General features: G+C 58.1%; 19 protein-coding genes and 1 other RNA gene. 9 read left to right on the top strand and 11 right to left on the bottom strand.

Features of this window, described 5'->3' with window-relative positions; translation table 11 throughout:
• Positions 1 to 29 precede the first annotated feature (29 nt).
• The gene (locus tag AAC636_RS08425; protein WP_340301170.1) at positions 30 to 917 is read right to left on the bottom strand and encodes an alkane 1-monooxygenase; all 888 of its coding nucleotides are present in this window, start codon (positions 915 to 917) and stop codon (positions 30 to 32) included.
• Positions 918 to 1191: 274 nt separating this feature from the next.
• On the opposite strand from AAC636_RS08425, the gene ftsY reads away from it, so the two are divergent.
• The 3 genes from ftsY to AAC636_RS08410 are packed head-to-tail and all read left to right on the top strand — an operon-like array spanning position 1192 to position 4005.
• Entirely contained in the window at positions 1192 to 2463 is a 1272-nt protein-coding gene (gene ftsY / locus AAC636_RS08420; RefSeq protein WP_340301169.1) for a signal recognition particle-docking protein FtsY, read from the top strand.
• 18 nt (positions 2464 to 2481) lie between these two features.
• A complete protein-coding gene (locus tag AAC636_RS08415; RefSeq protein ID WP_340301168.1) occupies positions 2482 to 3384 on the top strand; it encodes an EamA family transporter in 903 nt (300 codons plus the stop codon).
• A 15-nt stretch (positions 3385 to 3399) separates the two neighbouring features.
• A complete protein-coding gene (locus AAC636_RS08410; protein WP_340298850.1) occupies positions 3400 to 4005 on the top strand; it encodes an inner membrane-spanning protein YciB in 606 nt (201 codons plus the stop codon).
• Here AAC636_RS08410 and AAC636_RS08405 read toward each other — a convergent pair.
• Positions 3980 to 4855 carry a pseudouridine synthase gene (locus AAC636_RS08405; RefSeq protein WP_340301167.1) on the bottom strand — a complete coding sequence of 292 codons (876 nt, stop codon included), beginning with the start codon at positions 4853 to 4855 and terminating at the stop codon, positions 3980 to 3982. The two genes, AAC636_RS08410 and AAC636_RS08405, sit on opposite strands and share 26 nt — an antisense overlap.
• Before the next feature lie 63 nt (positions 4856 to 4918).
• On the opposite strand from AAC636_RS08405, the gene AAC636_RS08400 reads away from it, so the two are divergent.
• Positions 4919 to 5374 carry a nucleoside deaminase gene (locus AAC636_RS08400; protein ID WP_340260207.1) on the top strand — a complete coding sequence of 152 codons (456 nt, stop codon included), beginning with the start codon at positions 4919 to 4921 and terminating at the stop codon, positions 5372 to 5374.
• Positions 5375 to 5387: 13 nt separating this feature from the next.
• On the opposite strand, the gene rnpB is transcribed toward AAC636_RS08400, so the two are convergent.
• From rnpB to gatC, 5 genes are all read right to left on the bottom strand, one after another.
• An RNA gene (gene rnpB / locus AAC636_RS08395) (RNase P RNA component class A) lies at positions 5388 to 5769 on the bottom strand.
• 12 nt (positions 5770 to 5781) lie between these two features.
• Complete coding sequence (locus AAC636_RS08390; protein WP_340301166.1) at positions 5782 to 6474, bottom strand: N-acetylmuramoyl-L-alanine amidase; 693 nt, start codon at positions 6472 to 6474, stop codon at positions 5782 to 5784.
• Positions 6471 to 7349, bottom strand: a complete 879-nt coding sequence (locus AAC636_RS08385) for a hypothetical protein (RefSeq protein ID WP_340301165.1) — start codon at positions 7347 to 7349, stop codon at positions 6471 to 6473. The genes AAC636_RS08390 and AAC636_RS08385 overlap by 4 nt, the downstream gene beginning before the upstream one ends.
• Positions 7350 to 7364: 15 nt before the next feature.
• Positions 7365 to 8849 carry an Asp-tRNA(Asn)/Glu-tRNA(Gln) amidotransferase subunit GatA gene (gene gatA, locus AAC636_RS08380; RefSeq protein ID WP_340301164.1) on the bottom strand — a complete coding sequence of 495 codons (1485 nt, stop codon included), beginning with the start codon at positions 8847 to 8849 and terminating at the stop codon, positions 7365 to 7367.
• Complete coding sequence (gene gatC, locus AAC636_RS08375) at positions 8849 to 9136, bottom strand: Asp-tRNA(Asn)/Glu-tRNA(Gln) amidotransferase subunit GatC (protein WP_317655207.1); 288 nt, start codon at positions 9134 to 9136, stop codon at positions 8849 to 8851. Before gatC ends, gatA begins: the two co-directional genes overlap by 1 nt.
• Before the next feature lie 167 nt (positions 9137 to 9303).
• On the opposite strand from gatC, the gene chrA reads away from it, so the two are divergent.
• Together chrA and rpmG are read left to right on the top strand one after the other, a co-directional pair.
• Complete coding sequence (chrA, locus tag AAC636_RS08370) at positions 9304 to 10569, top strand: chromate efflux transporter (RefSeq protein ID WP_340301163.1); 1266 nt, start codon at positions 9304 to 9306, stop codon at positions 10567 to 10569.
• Positions 10570 to 10659: 90 nt separating this feature from the next.
• A complete protein-coding gene (gene rpmG / locus AAC636_RS08365) occupies positions 10660 to 10827 on the top strand; it encodes a 50S ribosomal protein L33 (protein ID WP_111731977.1) in 168 nt (55 codons plus the stop codon).
• 132 nt (positions 10828 to 10959) lie between these two features.
• Here rpmG and AAC636_RS08360 read toward each other — a convergent pair whose 3' ends face one another.
• Together AAC636_RS08360 and AAC636_RS08355 are read right to left on the bottom strand one after the other, a co-directional pair.
• Positions 10960 to 11700 (bottom strand): Bax inhibitor-1/YccA family protein, encoded by a 741-nt coding sequence (locus AAC636_RS08360; protein ID WP_340301162.1) that lies wholly within the window; start codon positions 11698 to 11700, stop codon positions 10960 to 10962.
• A gap of 195 nt (positions 11701 to 11895) precedes the next feature.
• Positions 11896 to 12867, bottom strand: coding sequence for an NADPH:quinone oxidoreductase family protein (locus AAC636_RS08355; protein WP_340301564.1), 972 nt, complete (start codon positions 12865 to 12867; stop codon positions 11896 to 11898).
• A gap of 314 nt (positions 12868 to 13181) precedes the next feature.
• Here AAC636_RS08355 and AAC636_RS08350 point away from each other — a divergent pair, with 314 nt between their 5' ends.
• From AAC636_RS08350 to AAC636_RS08340, 3 genes are all read left to right on the top strand, one after another.
• Positions 13182 to 13547 carry a helix-turn-helix domain-containing protein gene (locus tag AAC636_RS08350; protein WP_340301161.1) on the top strand — a complete coding sequence of 122 codons (366 nt, stop codon included), beginning with the start codon at positions 13182 to 13184 and terminating at the stop codon, positions 13545 to 13547.
• Between the two features lie 72 nt (positions 13548 to 13619).
• Positions 13620 to 14444, top strand: coding sequence for a histidinol-phosphatase (hisN, locus tag AAC636_RS08345; protein ID WP_340301160.1), 825 nt, complete (start codon positions 13620 to 13622; stop codon positions 14442 to 14444).
• An 18-nt stretch (positions 14445 to 14462) separates the two neighbouring features.
• A complete protein-coding gene (locus tag AAC636_RS08340) occupies positions 14463 to 14921 on the top strand; it encodes a CAP domain-containing protein (RefSeq protein ID WP_340301159.1) in 459 nt (152 codons plus the stop codon).
• Positions 14922 to 14926: 5 nt separating this feature from the next.
• Here the strand turns inward: AAC636_RS08340 and AAC636_RS08335 are convergent, their stop codons facing one another.
• Together AAC636_RS08335 and ilvC are read right to left on the bottom strand one after the other, a co-directional pair.
• Positions 14927 to 15841, bottom strand: coding sequence for a DMT family transporter (locus tag AAC636_RS08335; protein ID WP_445322568.1), 915 nt, complete (start codon positions 15839 to 15841; stop codon positions 14927 to 14929).
• Between the two features lie 133 nt (positions 15842 to 15974).
• A complete protein-coding gene (gene ilvC, locus AAC636_RS08330; RefSeq protein WP_317655201.1) occupies positions 15975 to 16997 on the bottom strand; it encodes a ketol-acid reductoisomerase in 1023 nt (340 codons plus the stop codon).
• Between the last annotated feature and the right edge of the window lie 76 nt (positions 16998 to 17073).

The raw sequence follows: 17073 nt of genomic DNA, 5'->3' as shown, positions 1-17073 counted from the left end.
TAGGCCGCACCCTGCCGCGCGTCCAAGCGTCATTTTCGCGCGGCCCATCGTGCCGCCCGCGGATCCATCACCCGCCGCCAAAGCGGCGGCACTGTTGCCAAGGCGGCCATGACAGGAAGGCTGTAGGGCAAGCGCGGGTGATCTGGAGCATAGCTCAGTTCCACATAGCTGCGGGCGGGATTGAGGTGGTGGTCTGAATGCAGCGGCGCGGCCAAGAGCATTTTGGTGCTAAAGGGGCGCGGTGCGTTCCAGCTGTCTTGCGCAGATTGCGGCGCGGGGCGGCCATCTGCGCCAATGGCGCGGCGCAGCCCGTAATGTTGGATGTAATCGGATAACATCACTTGGATATGGAAGAGGGCGGCCACCAACAGATATGCGGTCAAAGCCAAACCACCCCCTGCGGCGAAGGCATAGATCAGGAACAGCGCCGCAAGCGCGATATGCCACGGATAGGGATGCGCCCATGTGACACCGCCACGGCGCACGGTCTCGCGGGCAAGTGCCCCGTGAAAGGAGCCCCACCATGCCCGCGGAAGATAAGCCCAAAACCCAAGCCCAAGCACAGGGCTATTTGGATCGTGCGCGGTTGCAACATGGGGGTGATGGATCAACAAATGGGCCGAGGCGTGATGCCCCATCCCAAGGCTTGCATAAAGACCATGCCCCAAGCGCCGCGCGGCACGGCTGGGGTGGTGGATCAATTCATGCGCATTGGGGTGTGTGATCTGTCCTACAAATGATGCAAGTGCAAGGGTGAAGATCAGGGACGCAAGCCCCCCCTTGCACCACAAAAGGCAGGGCAAGGATAAGACCAATATGACTGATCCCCAAAATCCATTGCAGGGCCAGTGCACCATGTCGGTTGGGGCGCGCAGATGCGCCGCTTGGGCGAGAGAGCTGCGGACTGAGATGGTCAACCAGGCCCGCCACCACAGTCAGCACAATCGGTGCAAACAGCCCAAATGGGCCTCGTGCGAAAACCTCAAGCCACAATAGCCCAAAAGGCAGCAGCGTTGCGCCTGCGAATAGAACAATGGGCGGAAGTTTCATTCCCGCAAAACCCCGTCTGTGATCTGGCCAAATCAAGTGCTGAAAACTTACCCGCACGGGCCAATCAGTGCAAAGCCTTTGCAATGCCCCGCGCGGCGTATTAGGGGAAGAGCAGGAAGGTAAAAGGCGGTTTTTGAGCGAATGTCATTTTTCAAGAAAATGAAAGAGCGGCTCTTTAAGTCTTCGTCCAAGATTGACGAAGGGTTAGAGGCTTTGGTGGCCGAAGGCGCCACTGACGATATGGCCCCTGAGATAGTCGAAGAAACTGCCGAAGCAGCCGAGCGCATAAATGAGGGGCAGAAGGCACCAGAGCCAGAACCTGCGCTAGAACCTGAACCACAAGTCGAGCCAGAGCCAGAGCCAAGCCAAGACCCTGAGGGTGACCCTGAGGATGCTGCAGAACCTGCCGCGGTGGAAGAACCGCAGCCGCAACCAGTAGCCCGCACCGCCACTGAGGGCGCGAAGGCAGAGGCGGCGAAAGCACCTAAATCTGCGCCCGAACCCGCGCCCGAACCTGCACCAAAGCCAAGCCTGTTGCGCCGCTTGGTAGGGGGGCGCGCTGCACCTGTTGCCAAGCGCGTGATTGATGATGAGATGATCGAGGAATTGGAAGAAATCCTCATCAGTGCGGATTTGGGGGTGGAAACCGCCCTTGCGCTTTCGTCAAATCTGGCCTCCGAACATTTTGGCCGCCGTATGAGCGTGGCCGAGATCAAAGCGGCGCTTGCCCGCGATGTGGCCCGCGTTATGGAAGCTGTGGCCCAACCGATGCCGATTTACCCCAAACGGCCGCAGGTGGTGTTGGTGGTTGGTGTAAACGGGTCTGGCAAGACGACAACCATCGGTAAATTGGCCAGTCAATTCAAAGCTGTGGGGAAATCCGTTGTCATTGCCGCCTGCGATACATTTCGTGCGGCAGCGGTTGAGCAATTGGAGATTTGGGGCAATCGCGCGGGCGTGCCTGTGCTGCGCGCCGAAACGGGTGGCGACCCCGCGGCCTTGGCCTTTGATGCAATGGCACGGGCCGAAGCCGATGGGGCCGATTTGCTGCTTATCGATACGGCGGGGCGGTTGCAGAACCGCGCGGATTTGATGGAAGAATTGGCCAAAATCGTGCGGGTAATCCGCAAAAAAGACCCCGATGCGCCGCATAACACGCTCTTGGTTCTTGATGCGACCACGGGCCAAAACGCGCTCAGACAGGTCGAAGAATTCCGTAAGATATCGGATGTCAGCGGGCTGATCATGACCAAGCTTGATGGCACGGCCAAGGGCGGTATTCTTGTGGCATTGGCCGATAAATTTGGCCTGCCCATTCACGCCATTGGTTTGGGCGAGCAGATTGACGACCTTGCCCCGTTTGATCCCGAAGAATTTGCAAACGCGCTTATGGGGTTGGAGAGCAATGCGTAACAGGGTGGAGGGTCGCCCTTGGGGGATCTGATCATCGCCCTTGAGGGCACGGCGGCGGGCGAACAATTGGCCCTGATCTTGGCCTTAAGCGCGGCGCTGCTGCATGCGATATTTGGCGCGTTGCAAAAGGGGCGGCATGACCCCCTTTTGTCACGCGGTGCGATTGATGCGGCGATGGTGGTTTTGGCAGGGCCTGTTGCCCTGTTCATCGTGCCATGGCCCGAGCCGTATATGTGGCCGATTTTTGCGGGCATGTTCATCATCCATGCGGGCTATAAATGGGCGGTTCTGTCGGCCTATCGGCGTGGGGCCTATACGGTGGTGTATCCCGTGATGCGTGGCACAGGCCCGCTCTTTACCGTGATCGGGGCGGGCATCTTGTTTGGCGAGGTCTTTACCCTTGGCCAATGGATCGGGGTGGGCGTTTTGATCACGGGGCTTTATGGGCTTGCTGCCTATAATATCGCCACGGTGACGATTGACCGCGAAACGCTGATCCCCGCCTTGGGATTTGCAGTGCTGACAGGGTTATTTGTGGCGCTTTACACCAATTATGATGCCTATGGCATTCGCGCCACCGCCGACCCTTTTACCTTTCTGGCATGGTTTTTCTTTATTGATGGCTTTGCCATGCCCGGTTTTGCCTATGTCGCGTGGCGGCGTATGGCAAACCCGCCTGCGCCCTCAGGGCTGGCTTTGCGCGGGGTCATCGGGGCCTTGGTGGCATTCGGGTCTTTCGGGTCGGTCATGTTGGCCACGCGCCTTGATCATGTGGGCGAGGCGGCCGTGCTGCGCGAGACATCCACCGTGTTTGCCGCGCTGATTGGTTGGATTTTCCTCAAGGAAACCGTTGGCCCGCGGCGTTTGGCCCTTATGGGGTTGATTGCAGCGGGCGCGGTGATAGTTGAGGCAGCAGGCTAGAAAAGGAACAGACCCATGCAAAACGGAAAACCCATCGCGCCATGGTTGAAAACCACGCTAGAGCTTGGGCCTGTTCTGGGGTTTTTCGTTCTGTATCTGTGGATCAAAGACCAGACCTTCACCATTGCGGGGGTGGAGTATTCGGGCTTCATCATGGCGACCGCGCTGTTCATCCCTGTGATTGGGGCGGCAATCGCGGCCCTTTGGTATCTGACAGGGCATATCTCACGCATGCAGATATTCACCTTGGTTATGGTCGTGTTCTTTGGGGGGCTGACCATCTGGTTCAATGACGAGCGGTTTTTCAAGATGAAAACCACGCTTGTTTACGCAGTGTTTGCGGCCTTGTTGGGGATTGGCCTTCTGCGCGGGCAAAGCTGGCTGAAGGTGTTGATGGGTGAATTTCTTAAGATGCGGGATGAAGGTTGGATGATCATCACCCGCCGTCTGACAGCCGTTTTCGCCGCAATGGCGGTTGCCAATGAGATCGTCTGGCGCAATTTTTCGGAACAGTTTTGGGTAACCTTTGAAACCTTCGCGCTGCCCGCCTTTTTGTTCGTGGCCTTTATGGCGCAAGCCAAGGTGATTGAGCGCTTCAGCGAGCCTTCGGACGAGGCTTAAACCTGCCCCGTTTGGCCGTCCCACCATCGCGCGTGGGGGGCGCAGATTTTTTGGGCGGCGCTTTGCGCAGCTTTCCCGTTTTGGGGCCAGTTTTGGCCTTCGCGTGCCCCTCAACCCGCACTTCTAGGCCCAGTTGATCCGCCAAGACGCGCGGTTTGATCTCTTCAACCTCGCCCGCTTTGAGTTCGCCCAAGCGAAACGGGCCGTAAGAGATGCGGATCAGCCGGTTTACCTCAAAACCAATCGCCTCCATCGCACGGCGAATTTCGCGGTTCTTTCCCTCGCGCAGGCCAATGGTGAGCCATGCATTGGCCCCTTGTTGGCGATCCAGTGAGACGCTCATGGGTTGAAATGTCTCGCCCTCGATGCTCAGGCCCTTGCGCAGAGGGGCAAAGGCCTCGTCATTGGGTTTTCCCTTAATGCGCACGCGATATTTGCGAAGCCATCCCGTAGAAGGCAATTCAAGTTTGCGCTTTAGGCCGCCATCATTCGTCAATAAAAGCAGACCTTCGGAATTCAGGTCGAGCCGCCCCACGGACATCACCCGTGGTAGTGTATCTGGCAAAGCGTCAAAGACGGTCTTGCGCCCCTTTTCATCCGCGGCGCTTGTGATCAGCCCCGCAGGTTTGTGATAGAGCCACAGGCGCGGGGCGGCGATCTCGGGCAGGGGGGTGTTGTCCACCTCAATGCGATCTTGCGCGGTCACATTTAGGGCAGGGCTGTCGATGAATTTGCCATTCACGCTGACGCGACCCTCGGCAATCATCCGCTCTGCCTCGCGGCGCGAGGCAATCCCTGCGCGGGACAGGCGTTTGGCGATCCGCTCGCCCTGTGGTGTGCTTGTGTTCATGTGCCCTCCCTAAGGGTTTGGCTTCTGCTTGGAAAGAGGCAGAAACTGAGGCATGAAGGGAATATGAACGAATTTCACAGCCATATGCCCCGCGCGCTTGATCTGGCGCGACAGGCCGCCTTGCAGGGTGAGGTGCCTGTTGGTGCCGTGATCATCAAGGATGGCGCGGTAATCGCCGAAGCCCGCAACGAGATGCGCGCGCGTCATGACCCCACCGCCCATGCCGAGATGCTCGCCATTCGTGCCGCTTGTGCCGCATTGGGGCAGGAACGCCTTACAGGATGCGATATTTGGGTCAGTCTTGAGCCTTGCCCTGCCTGCGCAGGGGCCATTGCCGCAGCGCGCCTGTCTCGCCTTTATTATGCGGCTTCTGATCCGAAATCGGGCGGCGTGGCGCAGGGGCCATGTGTCTTTGATCACCCCCAATCGCATTGGAAGCCTGAGATATATTCCGGCATTATGGAGAATGAGGCAGCCGCACTCTTGCGCGCGTTCTTCGCAGCCAAGCGAGACGGGTGATGGCCGACAGAATATGCGCGGAGGGCCTATAAGCCGGATTCTGTCTTGCCCCTTGCGGGGCATGGATGACCATTCCTCTGGGCGATCTGTTGCCAGATCACTCTAGCTGCCAACCCGGATCGCACGGGGCAGAAGCGGCCCTGAAAGGTTGCCCTTTCCAACGATCCCTATTTGGCATTGCTCCCGGTGGGGCTTGCCGTGCCGCCCGTGTCACCACGCGCGCGGTGGGCTCTTACCCCACCGTTTCACCTTTTCCCAAGGCTGAAGTCTTGGGTAGTTTCATTTCTGTGGCGCTTTCCGTCAGATTGCTCTGCCTAGGCGTTACCTAGCACCGTTGCCTCTTGGAGTCCGGACTTTCCTCGAACATTGCTGCCCGCAGTCATCCAGCCCTCCGCGCAAGAGGCGCTTTAGGTGACGCGGCCCGCGCGGTCAACGCCAAAGCGCGCCGCCAAATCAGCCGCAATCGCGCAATCCCATCCGTCAAGCGGCGCGGCATTTGCCAAAGCATGGGGGCGATACCTGCGCCGCAGCGTGTCGCGCATGAGGTCGAGATCATCCACATGATACCCAATTTGCGCGCAATCCCTAATAAAGCGCTGCGGGTCTATCGCCAAAGCCCCGCGCGCTTTTGGCATAATGGCGAGGCCTTCATGCGCAAGCCGTGCCCAATCAAATCGTGGGCCTGGGTCAATCTTGCGCCCTGCAGCCAGATCAGAATGGCCGATAACGCCTTCGGGCGGAATATCCCAACGGGCCATGATCCCGCGCAGCAGATCACCGAGGCAGGCCATTTGTGGTTCGGAAAACGGGCTAAATCCGCAATTGTCCAATTCAATTCCGATGGAGTGGGAATTTACGTCCACTATCCCGCGCCAAGCCCCCGCGCCCGCATGCCATGCCCGCATCGCCTCATCCACCAAAGCGTGGCATCCGCCGTCACGCCCAATAAGATAATGCGCCGAAACCTCGCGGGATGGGTCGCAGAGCGCGCGCGCTGCCCCCTCGCAATCCTCCATCGCGGTATAATGGATCACGATCAAAGAGGGGGTTGCCCCCTCGCGCCTTGGCCCGAAATTAGGGCTTTGGCGGGGCAGGCTCATTGGGTCGCACGCGCGGCTTGGGCCGCCGCGCGATAGGGTGCAGGGTCCCATCCGCAGGCATAGCCATCCCCATCAGGGTCAAGCACCATTGGGTCGCGATTGGGCCCGCCGCGCGCTAAGAAATCTTCTTGCGCGAGATCATCCCCGCGATAGGCCGCACAGTTTTCCGCATGTCGGCCCCGACCCAAGGGGGAACGGGCATAAACCCGTTGCCCCATCGGATGGCTCGTTGCCAAGGCGTAATTCAACACCGATGGCCCAACCGTTTGGGGGCGCTCAGGCACAGGTTCAGGTGCCACCACTACCAATTGTTGCTGCATCCGTGCGCGCCGTTCGGCGTCTGATTCAATCGTCTCACGTGCAGACACCGCGTTGAAATCCTGTTCGTCAGAAATCCCACGGGGTGTTGCAGATGTCGGGGGTGCAGATACGGGTGCCGCAGAGGCAATGGGTGTCCCAGCGACAGGTGACGTAGATGCCGCAGGCGCGGGGGCGGCGATAGCGCGCGCGCCCTGTTGTGAGACCGCCTGTGGCGCGGCGGCCTCAATGGCCGCGCGGGCGCGGGCCGCTAAAATTTGATCTTGCGTCAAAACGGGTGCTGCGGGTGCGGCAGCATTGGCCACGATCGGCGCCGTTTGCGGCGCGGTGATTGCCTGTGGCGGTGTTCGCAAGGTCTCGCGCCGTGCAGCCTCGGCGGCGAGATAGCTTTGATAATCGTTGAACCCAACCCCTTGGGCGACATCATTGGGGGCAGAGACGCATCCACTCCCCCCAATTCCTACGGCCACAAGCAATGCCCCCATGCGCAACTTGTCCCGCAAATTTGCGGAATTCCCGACCTTAAACCCCATCACTGCCTCATAAGTTTTTTGCATATTTATGCAGAAAGCTTACCACCATTTATTGGGTTTGGCTACAAATCCCGCCGCAGTTTCCAGCGCGTAGGCGGTGTTGAGCAAATCACCCTCTTCAAAGGGGCGGCCGATCAATTGCAGACCCAAGGGCAGGCCCGCACTGCTCAACCCTGTGGGCACGGCCACACCTGGCAGGCCCGCAAGGTTCACGGTGACTGTGAACACATCGTTGAGGTACATCTCAACAGGGTCAGCCACCTCTTTCCCCAACTCAAACGCCGCCGATGGTGTTGCGGGTGTGAGGATTGCATCAACGCCTGCGGCAAATACCTCGTCAAAATCGCGTTTGATCAGGCTGCGCACACGGCGCGCGCGGTTGTAATAGGCATCGTAAAACCCTGCTGATAGCACATAGGTGCCGATCATGATCCGCCGCTTTACCTCGGCGCCAAAGCCTTCGGCGCGGGTTTTCTCGTAGAGTTCTGTGATGCCGTCCCCTTGGGACAGTTCTGCGCGATAGCCAAAGCGCACCCCATCATAGCGCGCAAGGTTTGATGAGGCCTCGGCTGGTGCGATCACGTAATAGGCGGGCAGGGCGTATTTTGTATGCGGCAGCGAGATGTCGCGCAGTTCTGCACCTGCATCTTTCAGCATCGCAGCGCCATCGGCCCAAAGTTTTTCGATCTCCTCTGGCATCCCATCGACACGATATTCGCGCGGGATGCCGATGGTTTTGCCTCGAATGTCACCCGTCAGAAGCGCCTCGAAATCGGGAACGGGTAGATCGGCGGATGTGCTGTCTTTGGGGTCATGCCCCATCATCGCGGCCCCCATGATTGCGGCGTCCCGTACCGTTTTGGTCATTGGCCCTGCTTGATCAAGGCTAGAGGCAAAGGCCACAATCCCCCACCGCGAGCAGCGCCCATAGGTGGGTTTCAGACCTACTGTGCCCGTGAAGGCGGCAGGTTGGCGGATTGACCCGCCCGTATCCGTGCCAGTGGCCCCAAGACAGAGGTCAGCCGCAACCGCGGCGGCCGATCCCCCAGAAGACCCCCCGGGCGTCAGGTTTTGATCGCTGCCCTTTGCGCGCCATGGGTTGACCGCTGGCCCGTAAACAGAGGTTTCGTTGGACGACCCCATGGCAAACTCATCCATATTGAGTTTGCCCAACATGACCGCGCCTGCATCGCGCAATTGCGCTGAGACGGTCGATTCATATTCAGGCCGAAAGCCCGACAGAATTTTTGACGCGGCTTGGCTCTCGACCCCTTCGGTGCAGAACAGGTCTTTGATCCCAATAGGAATGCCGCAAAGGGCGGGCGCATCGCCCGATTTGATCCGCTGATCTGCGGCCTCGGCGCGGGCAAGCGCAAGATCGGGGGTGTTATGGACAAAGGCGCCAAGCGCGCTGCTGCCCTCAATCGCGCTGAGGCAGGCATTGGTCAATTCAACTGCTGTGGTCTCGCCACGGCGCAGGGCATCGCGCGCCTCGGCAATGGTCAATTTGTTCAGATCAGACATCACTCAACCACCTTTGGCACGGCAAAAAATCCTTCGCGCGCATCGGGCGCGTTCGACAAAACCTTGGATTGTTGATTGCCATCCGTCACCTCATCTACACGCGCCTTCAGGCGCTGTGGCGTGACCGATGTCATCGGCTCAACATCGCTGACATCCAGTTCTGAGAGTTGCTCAATAAAGCCCAAGATCGCGTTGAATTCGGACGCTAGGCTTGGCAATTCGGCAGGGTCAACCTTGATGCGGGCAAGTTTTGCCACGCGGGCTGCGGTGTCGGTGTCAATTGACATCGTAATATCCCTTCTATTCTGTCAGGCGCGGGTTTAGCGGGGCAGGGGCAGCACTGCAAGCGGCCACGCGCAGAAAACCCGTTAGGTAAACCGAACACTTGGCGGGTCGTCATCTGCCTGTCACAGTGTCACGCCATAGCCGTGATCCGTAGTACAGGTGCGCCAGCATGAGCGAAAATCAACACCCCCCCAGTCTGAGCGCGCTTTTCGCGGTTTTTGCGCGCATTGGGGTTTTGTCCTTTGGCGGGCCTGCCGCGCAAATCGCCTTGATGCATCGTGAATTTGTCGAGCAGCGCAATTGGCTGAGCGAACGAGAATTTCTTGCGGCACTGTCCTTCACCATGCTTTTGCCTGGGCCAGAGGCCATGCAACTGGCCACTTATGCAGGGTGGCGCTTGCGCGGCACTTTGGGTGGCTTGATCGGTGGGGGGCTTTTCGTCTTACCAGGTGCTTTGGTCATCATGGCCTTAAGCGCGCTTTATGTGGGCTTTGGTCAGCTGCCGCTTATGGCGGCGCTGTTCTTGGGCATCAAGGCAGCGGTGATTGTGATCGTCATCCAAGCTTTTTTGAACCTTTTAAAACGCGCCTTAAAGGGGGGCGTTGCCGTGTGGATTGCGGGACTGGCATTTACGGCACTGTTCGTATTTGATCTGCCCTTTCCTTCGGTGATCGCAGGGGCGGCGCTGATTGGCTATTTGGGTTGGATCACGCCGATTGCGGCGGCGGCAGACCTGCCGCAAGGGCGCCCGTCAAACAGCCTTGCCCATCTGGCGCTCTGGGGCGGGTTGTGGGCCGCGCCCTTGGGGCTTTTATACCTGATAGCGCCTGAGGGGCTGTTGTTGGAGGTTGGGCTTTTCTTCTCGAAACTGGCGCTTGTGACCTTTGGCGGGGCTTACGCGGTCTTGGCCTATATGGTGCAGCAAGTTGTCGGGGATTTTGGATGGCTCACCACAGGGCAGATGATGGATGCTTTGGGCTTGGCTGAAACCACGCCCGGGCCACTGATATTGGTGACGCAATTTGTGGGCTTCCTTGCGGGGTTTGGTGCCTATGGGTGGGCAGGCGCGGTCACTGCCGCGCTTTTGACCCTTTGGGTGACGTTCATACCCTGCTTCTTGTGGATATTCCTATTCGCGCCACAAGTGGATCGCTTGGTCGCATGGCCCAAGCTACAGGCCGCGCTTGACGGGGTTATGGCAGCGGTAGTTGGGGTTATTGCCAATTTGTCTGTGTGGTTCGCGCTGCATGTTTGGTTCGAAACGGTCACGCGCGACAGCAGGCTGTGGTTGCCTGATTGGGCGAGCCTTGATTTGGCCGCCGTGATCTTGACCCTTCTCGCGGCAATCTTATTGCTGTGGCAGAAGATGGGCCTGATCCGCGTTCTTGTGATTATGGCGGGGGCGGGCGCGCTTATTTCCCCGTTTTTCGGTTGACACCTGCCGCCCTGTCAGTAAAAGCGCCCAAACAGAATTATCTCGCGCGCGGATTCTCGCGCCGAGCAACGCCGTCCAAGGAGCAACGCCATGGCGAAGCCGACCACGATCAAAATCCGCCTGAACTCCACGGCGGGCACGGGCCACTTCTATGTGACCAAGAAAAACGCACGCACAATGACCGAGAAAATGACAGCGCGCAAATACGACCCAGTCGTGCGGAAGCATGTCGAATACAAAGAAGGTAAGATCAAATAAGATCTGCCCCTCTCGGATATACATAAAAAAGCCGCGCCTGATTGCGCGGCTTTTTTATTGGCGTGATACAGCAATGAAAAAGGGCCGCACTGTTCATGCGGCCCTTCATTTTTGGATATGTGCTCTGCAGGCTTATTCGCGATTGCCCAAGAATTGCAGTAGAAACATGAACATATTGATAAAGTCGAGATAGAGGCGCAACGCCCCCATAATCGCGGATTTGTTCAGCCATTCCTGATCGCCATGCACGGCATGGTCGATATATTCTTGTTTGATGGACTGGGTGTCATAGGCAGTCAGACCTGCGAAGGTCAGCACGCCCAAGATGGTGATTGCGAAATGGATCGCAGGTGAGCCCAAGAAAATATTGATGATCGAGGCCACAATCAGGCCGATCACGCCCATCATCAAGAATGTGCCCCAACCGCTGAGGTCCTTTTTGGTGGTATAGCCATAAAGGCTAAGCCCCGCAAAGGCGATGGCGGTGGTCAGGAAGGTCTGTGTAATGGATACGCCTGTGAACACAGCAAAGATCCACGAGATGGAGATACCCATCACGGCTGCGAAGGCATAGAAGAACAACTGTGCTGCTGCGGCAGACAAGCGGTTCACCGCCGCGCCAAAGGCAAAGACCATGATCAGCGGCGCGAACATGGCAATCCAACCAAGGATATTGGGCTGCATCGTGATCGGGTCGCGGAACAGGGCGTTCAGCGCAGGGTTGCTGCCGATTGCCCAAGCAGCGCCTGCGGTCATGACCATGCCTACGGACATGGTGCCGTAGACCTTGTTCATATGGGCGCGCAAGCCCTGATCAATCTGCGCTGCATTGGCCGAGGCCGCCGCCGAGCGCATCGTTTGATATGGTGCCATTGATCCCTCCTACAGAGATGGCTGTGACGATCAAAAAAGGGTGGCAAAGCCGACCCTTGGGGTCGCAGGCGACACTCTGCCGCCCGTCCTTGGCCTTAATATTGGCAAGAAGGACTATTTTTTCAAGTGAAAGCTATGCAAAACACACTCAAAGGTTTGATAGTTTTTTCCTATCACGTAAGCCTGTGATAGGTATCAAAGCGTCTTTGCAATTTCGATCACCACTTTGCCCGTGGATTTGCGCGATCTAAGCGCGTCAAGGGCTGCAGGCAGGGCGTCAAACGGGTAAAGTGCACCAATATGAGGCTTGAGGCCTCCTTGTGTGTAAAGGCCAAAAACCTGCTCAAGGGAGTGTTGCAAGGCCTCTGGATTAAAGCGCAGATATCCGCCCCAATACAGGCCCATCACATCAAGATTTTTGACAAGCAGATGATTGGCGGAGATTTGCGGAACGGTACCGCTGGCAAAGCCGATGCTTAAAATCCGCCCTTCGGGCCGCATAGCGCTAAATCCGGCCTCAAATCCCGCGCCGCCAACCGCATCATAAAGCACATCAACACTGCCAAGGGCGCGCAATTGGTCGCGCAGATCAGGGGTGTCTGCGTCAATCACATGATCCGCGCCAGCGCGTTTGGCAATTTCAAGCTTGGCTTGCCCGCGCGCCACCGCGATGACCTTGGCCCCAAGGCTTGCGCCGATTTCCACCGCGGTCAGGCCGACCCCACCTGCCGCACCTAACACGGCAAGGGTTTCCCCCGCAGCCAGACGCGCACGCCGCGTCAATGCCAGATGCGAGGTGCCATAGGCGATCAAAAATCCTGCGGCCTCGGTCAAGGGCATGTGATCTGGCAGGCGCATGGCGCGCTGTGCGGGAAAGCATCCATATTCTGCCAAACCGCCTTGGCCCGCATAAACGGCCACAGGATCCCCCACCGCGTGGGTTGTCGCCCCATCCCCAAGCGCATCCACCACGCCTGCCAATTCCAACCCCATTACGAAGGGCGGGGTCGGGGTGTCTTGGTATTTTCCCTCAATCATAAGCAGATCGGCAAAGTTCAGACCACAGGCCGCAATGCGCACCCTGATCTCGCCTTTGTTGGGGCGTGGCATCGGAAGTTCACGGATTTCTGGCGCGGTATTAAAGGCGCTCAACTCCCATGCTTGCATGGCAAAATCCTTTTCCCAATCATCCAAGCCCCTGATCTTGCACAGTTAAGACATCGCGCCAAGCCGTCAAAGCGCCGCGCGCTTTTTCGTTAGGAAAAATTCGCCTTATGCGGTATCATGGGGCTCCGAACGCAGGTTGTGTGACCGGCTTTGGCGCGTGAATTATCGGGTCTGCCTCTCCCCTTTCTTGACCGATATTCGTTGCGCCCTATCTTGCACTCGGTGCCGCATGGGTTGAGTGATGTCTTGCGAACTCGCTTGGCTTTTGTGGTCGTTTGTTGCCAAACACCAATCGCAGTCGCAGGAGTAACCAAGTGACACATTCCGTAGACATTCATGTCGGCAAGCGCGTTCGTCATCGCCGTTGGATGGTGGGTATGACCCAGCAACAGCTCGCGGCCCATGTTGGGATCAAATTCCAACAGATCCAAAAATACGAAACTGGCATGAACCGCATCAGCGCCTCGCGCCTTTGGGATATTGCGGCAACGCTTGGCGTGCCTGTGCAGTATTTCTTTGAGGGATTGGACGAAGCCAACACCACCGCCGCAAATCAGCCCGATGATCTTTTGGCGGATAAGGAAGCGTTGGATTTGATCCGCTCTTATTACGCGATCCCAGAAAATCAGCGCCGCCGTTTGTTTGATTTGGCGCGGGTTCTGTCGGACGCGGCCGCTTGACCTAGGGCGGTTTTGCGTGGCACTGCGCGGGGGTGGGGCAGAAGGCCCTGCTGCCACCAGTGAGATGCCATCATGACCGCGACCCGCAATTTGCCCAATGTGACCGATGTCGAAGCGGCCGAGCTGATTGCCTTGACCCATGATCTGGCGGATGTTGCGCGCAAAGCGACCTTGGCCCGATTTCGTCAAGCGGGGCTTTCAACCGAAAACAAGGCCAACGCGGGATTTGATCCCGTAACCGAAGCCGACCGCGAGGCCGAGGCAGCGATGCGCGCCTTAATCGAGGCACGCCGCCCGCAAGATGCGATATTGGGCGAGGAATTTGGCGCAAAATCGGGGCAATCGGGCCTGACATGGGTGCTAGACCCAATTGACGGCACGCGTGGATTTATGACGGGCACACCCAGTTGGGGGGTGTTGATTGCCCTGTTGAATGAGACAGGCCCAATTTTCGGGGTCATTGACCAACCCTATATTGGCGAGCGTTTTATCGGCGGTTTGGGGCAAAATTCCCTGACTGGCCCGCAAGGCGAAATGATCTTGCGGACAAGCGCGCGCAAAACTTTGGCCGAGGCGCGGCTCTTTTCGACTTTTCCAGAAATCGGCGCGATCTCCGAGCGTCTCGCCTTCGAAGCAGTGCGCGATCAGGTGCTTTTGACGCGCTATGGGATGGATTGCTACGCCTATGGTTTGGTGGCCTTGGGGCAGGCAGATTTGGTGATTGAGGCGGGTCTCCAATCCTATGACATCGCCGCCCCGATTGCCGTGATTGAGGCGGCGGGGGGCATTGTCACCAATTGGCAAGGCGGCCCTGCCCATCAGGGCGGGCAGGTCTTGGCTGCAGCCAATCGCGATTTACATCAGGCGGCATTGGTGCTTTTGTCTGAGCAATCTTGATCTTTTATGGGGTGCGTCATGCGTAAATTTCTTTCGCTTGGTCTTGTAGTTGCGGCCCTTGCGGCCTGCGCGCCAAACGCGCCGCAAAACGGGCCTGATCAAGATGGTCGTCTCTCCCTGCGCCAATCCTCGGAAATTGGGCGTGTGGGCACCTATCTAGCCATCGCGCGCGCGGATGCGGGGCTGACCATTCCGCTGCGCCATTCACCGAAATTGCAAGGTGTCGCCGCCGCGCGTGCGGTTGATCTCGCTTCGGGTGGGCTGGCCCCCTTGTCGGATCGCATTGCGCAAGCGGGCTATTCTGCCTGTTTTAGAGCTGAGGCGGTGGCGCGCGATGCAGCCGATTTGCGCACGGGCGTAGATCAAATGTTGGCAGATCCCGCCGCCCGCGCAGCGATCCTATCCGCAAGCCCAAGCGAGTTTGGCTTCTCGCGCAATGGGGCAGAGCAAATCTTGATCCTTGCGCGCCCCTGCTAAGGGAATCAGGCGCGTGGGCCGAGGATACGGATCACGGTTTTCCATTGGCTGATTGCGACCCCGCACAAGATTAATCCAAGCGCCACAAAAAAGCGCAAAGGCAGATCTTCTGACAGGATCAGCCAGCCAAAGAACACCGACCACAGCGGCACTTGATAATTGACCAAGGTCATAAACACCGCGCCCGCGCTGCGGATCACCGACACCCGCAAAAGCGCGGCAAGCGCGGTGGGAAAGAGGCCAAGCACGATGAGGGCCCCACCTGAGCGAAGGCCTTGCCATTGCGGCAAACCGTCAACGATCAGCATCGCAGGCAGGATCAAAACCGCCCCAACAGCAAGGGTCGTTCCCGCAAGGCTGATGGGGTCAACCGCAGGGCAGGTGCGGGTCATCACCGAGGACACGGCGTAGGAAATGGTCGCGGCCAAACAGGCGAGGGGGGCCAACACCTCCCATCCTTGTGACGTGCCCATTTGAAACGCCGCGCCAAGGTTTGGGCCCACCAAAGTTAGTGCGCCCGAAAAGCCCACAGTCACGCCAATCACGCGGCGGCGATCCATTTTTTCATCACTAAAGACATGTGCCAAAGGCAGCACGAACAGGGGCAGCGCGGCCATGGAAATACCTGCAAAGGCCGAAGGCACATATTGCTGGCCCCACGACAGAAGTGAGAAGGGCAGCGCGGAATTGAGCGCACCAATGATCAGAATATAGGGCCATGCGGCGCGGGTGGGCAGGGGGCGGCCAAGTGCCACCATCAATCCAAGCAAGGCCAACGCCCCCAATGTGGTGCGCGCAGCCGCAACAGTGAGCGGGCCATAGCCCTCAAGCGCGATGGAGACGACCATAAATGTGCCGCCCCATATCACGCCAAGCGCGGCGATCGAGGCCCAATTAGAGGCATTGGGGCTGTCGGATATACGGATTTCGGTCATGATGTTCTGCTCCTGCCAAGGCAGGTTCTGCCGCCTTCAGGGGGCATGTGCAATGGAGCGGCAGAAAAAAGGCCCGTCTTTGCGGACGGGCCTTTGGTCGGTTGAGCTGCTAAGCGACTTAGTTCTTCGCTTTGTCCACCATCTTCCCTGCGGAAATCCAAGGCATCATGCCGCGCAGTTTTTCGCCCACTTCTTCGATCTGGTGTGCGTCATTGATGCGGCGTGTCCCTTTGAAGAAGGGCTGGCCCACGGTGTTTTCGGTCATGAAGTCACGAACGAATTTACCTGTCTGAATATCAGTCAGGACCTCTTTCATCCGCGCCTTGGTTTCATCGTAAGGCAGGATTCGGGGGCCAGAGACATATTCGCCATATTCGGCCGTGTTCGAGATCGAGTAGTTCATGTTTGCGATGCCGCCTTCGTAGATCAGGTCAACGATCAGCTTCACCTCGTGCAAGCACTCGAAATAGGCCATCTCAGGGGCGTAGCCCGCTTCGACCAAAGTCTCAAAGCCCATGCGGATCAGTTCAACCAAGCCACCGCACAACACGGCCTGTTCACCGAAGAGGTCGGTTTCGCACTCTTCTTTGAAATTGGTTTCGATGATGCCCGAACGGCCACCGCCAATGGCGGAGCAATAGGACAAGCCGATTTCCAAGGCTTTGCCGCTTGCATCATTGTGAACGGCCACAAGGCAAGGCACGCCGCCGCCTTTGGTGTATTCGCCGCGCACTGTGTGGCCTGGGCCTTTGGGCGCCATCATGATTACATCAACGCCGGGCTTAGGCTCGATGAGGCCGAAATGCACGTTCAGGCCGTGGGCGAATGCAATCGCCGCGCCTTCGCGCAGATTGTCATGGACATATTTCTTATAGGTTTCGGCCTGCAATTCATCGGGCATGGTGAACATGATCAGGTCGCACCAAGCGGCGGCTTCCGCGATCCCCATAACCTTGAGGCCTTCGCCCTCGGCCTTCTTGGCAGAAGGGGAGCCCTCGCGCAGGGCCACAACAACATTCTTCGCCCCGCTGTCGCGCAGGTTCAGCGCGTGCGCATGGCCTTGGCTGCCATAGCCCAAGATAGCAACTTTTTTGTCTTTGATTAGGTTCACATCGCAATCGCGATCGTAATAGACGCGCATCGGCTTTCTCCTTGCTGGCTGCAAATTACATCTGCCGTTGGTATAAGCGCGGTTTGCTGCGAAGTGCGGATGAATA

The sequence above is a fragment of the Roseobacter sp. HKCCD5988 genome, from assembly GCF_037830355.1.
Lineage (GTDB): Bacteria > Pseudomonadota > Alphaproteobacteria > Rhodobacterales > Rhodobacteraceae > M30B80.
The sequence above is the reverse complement of the archived record's forward strand: the minus strand, read 5'-3'. Positions and strand labels throughout refer to the sequence as shown.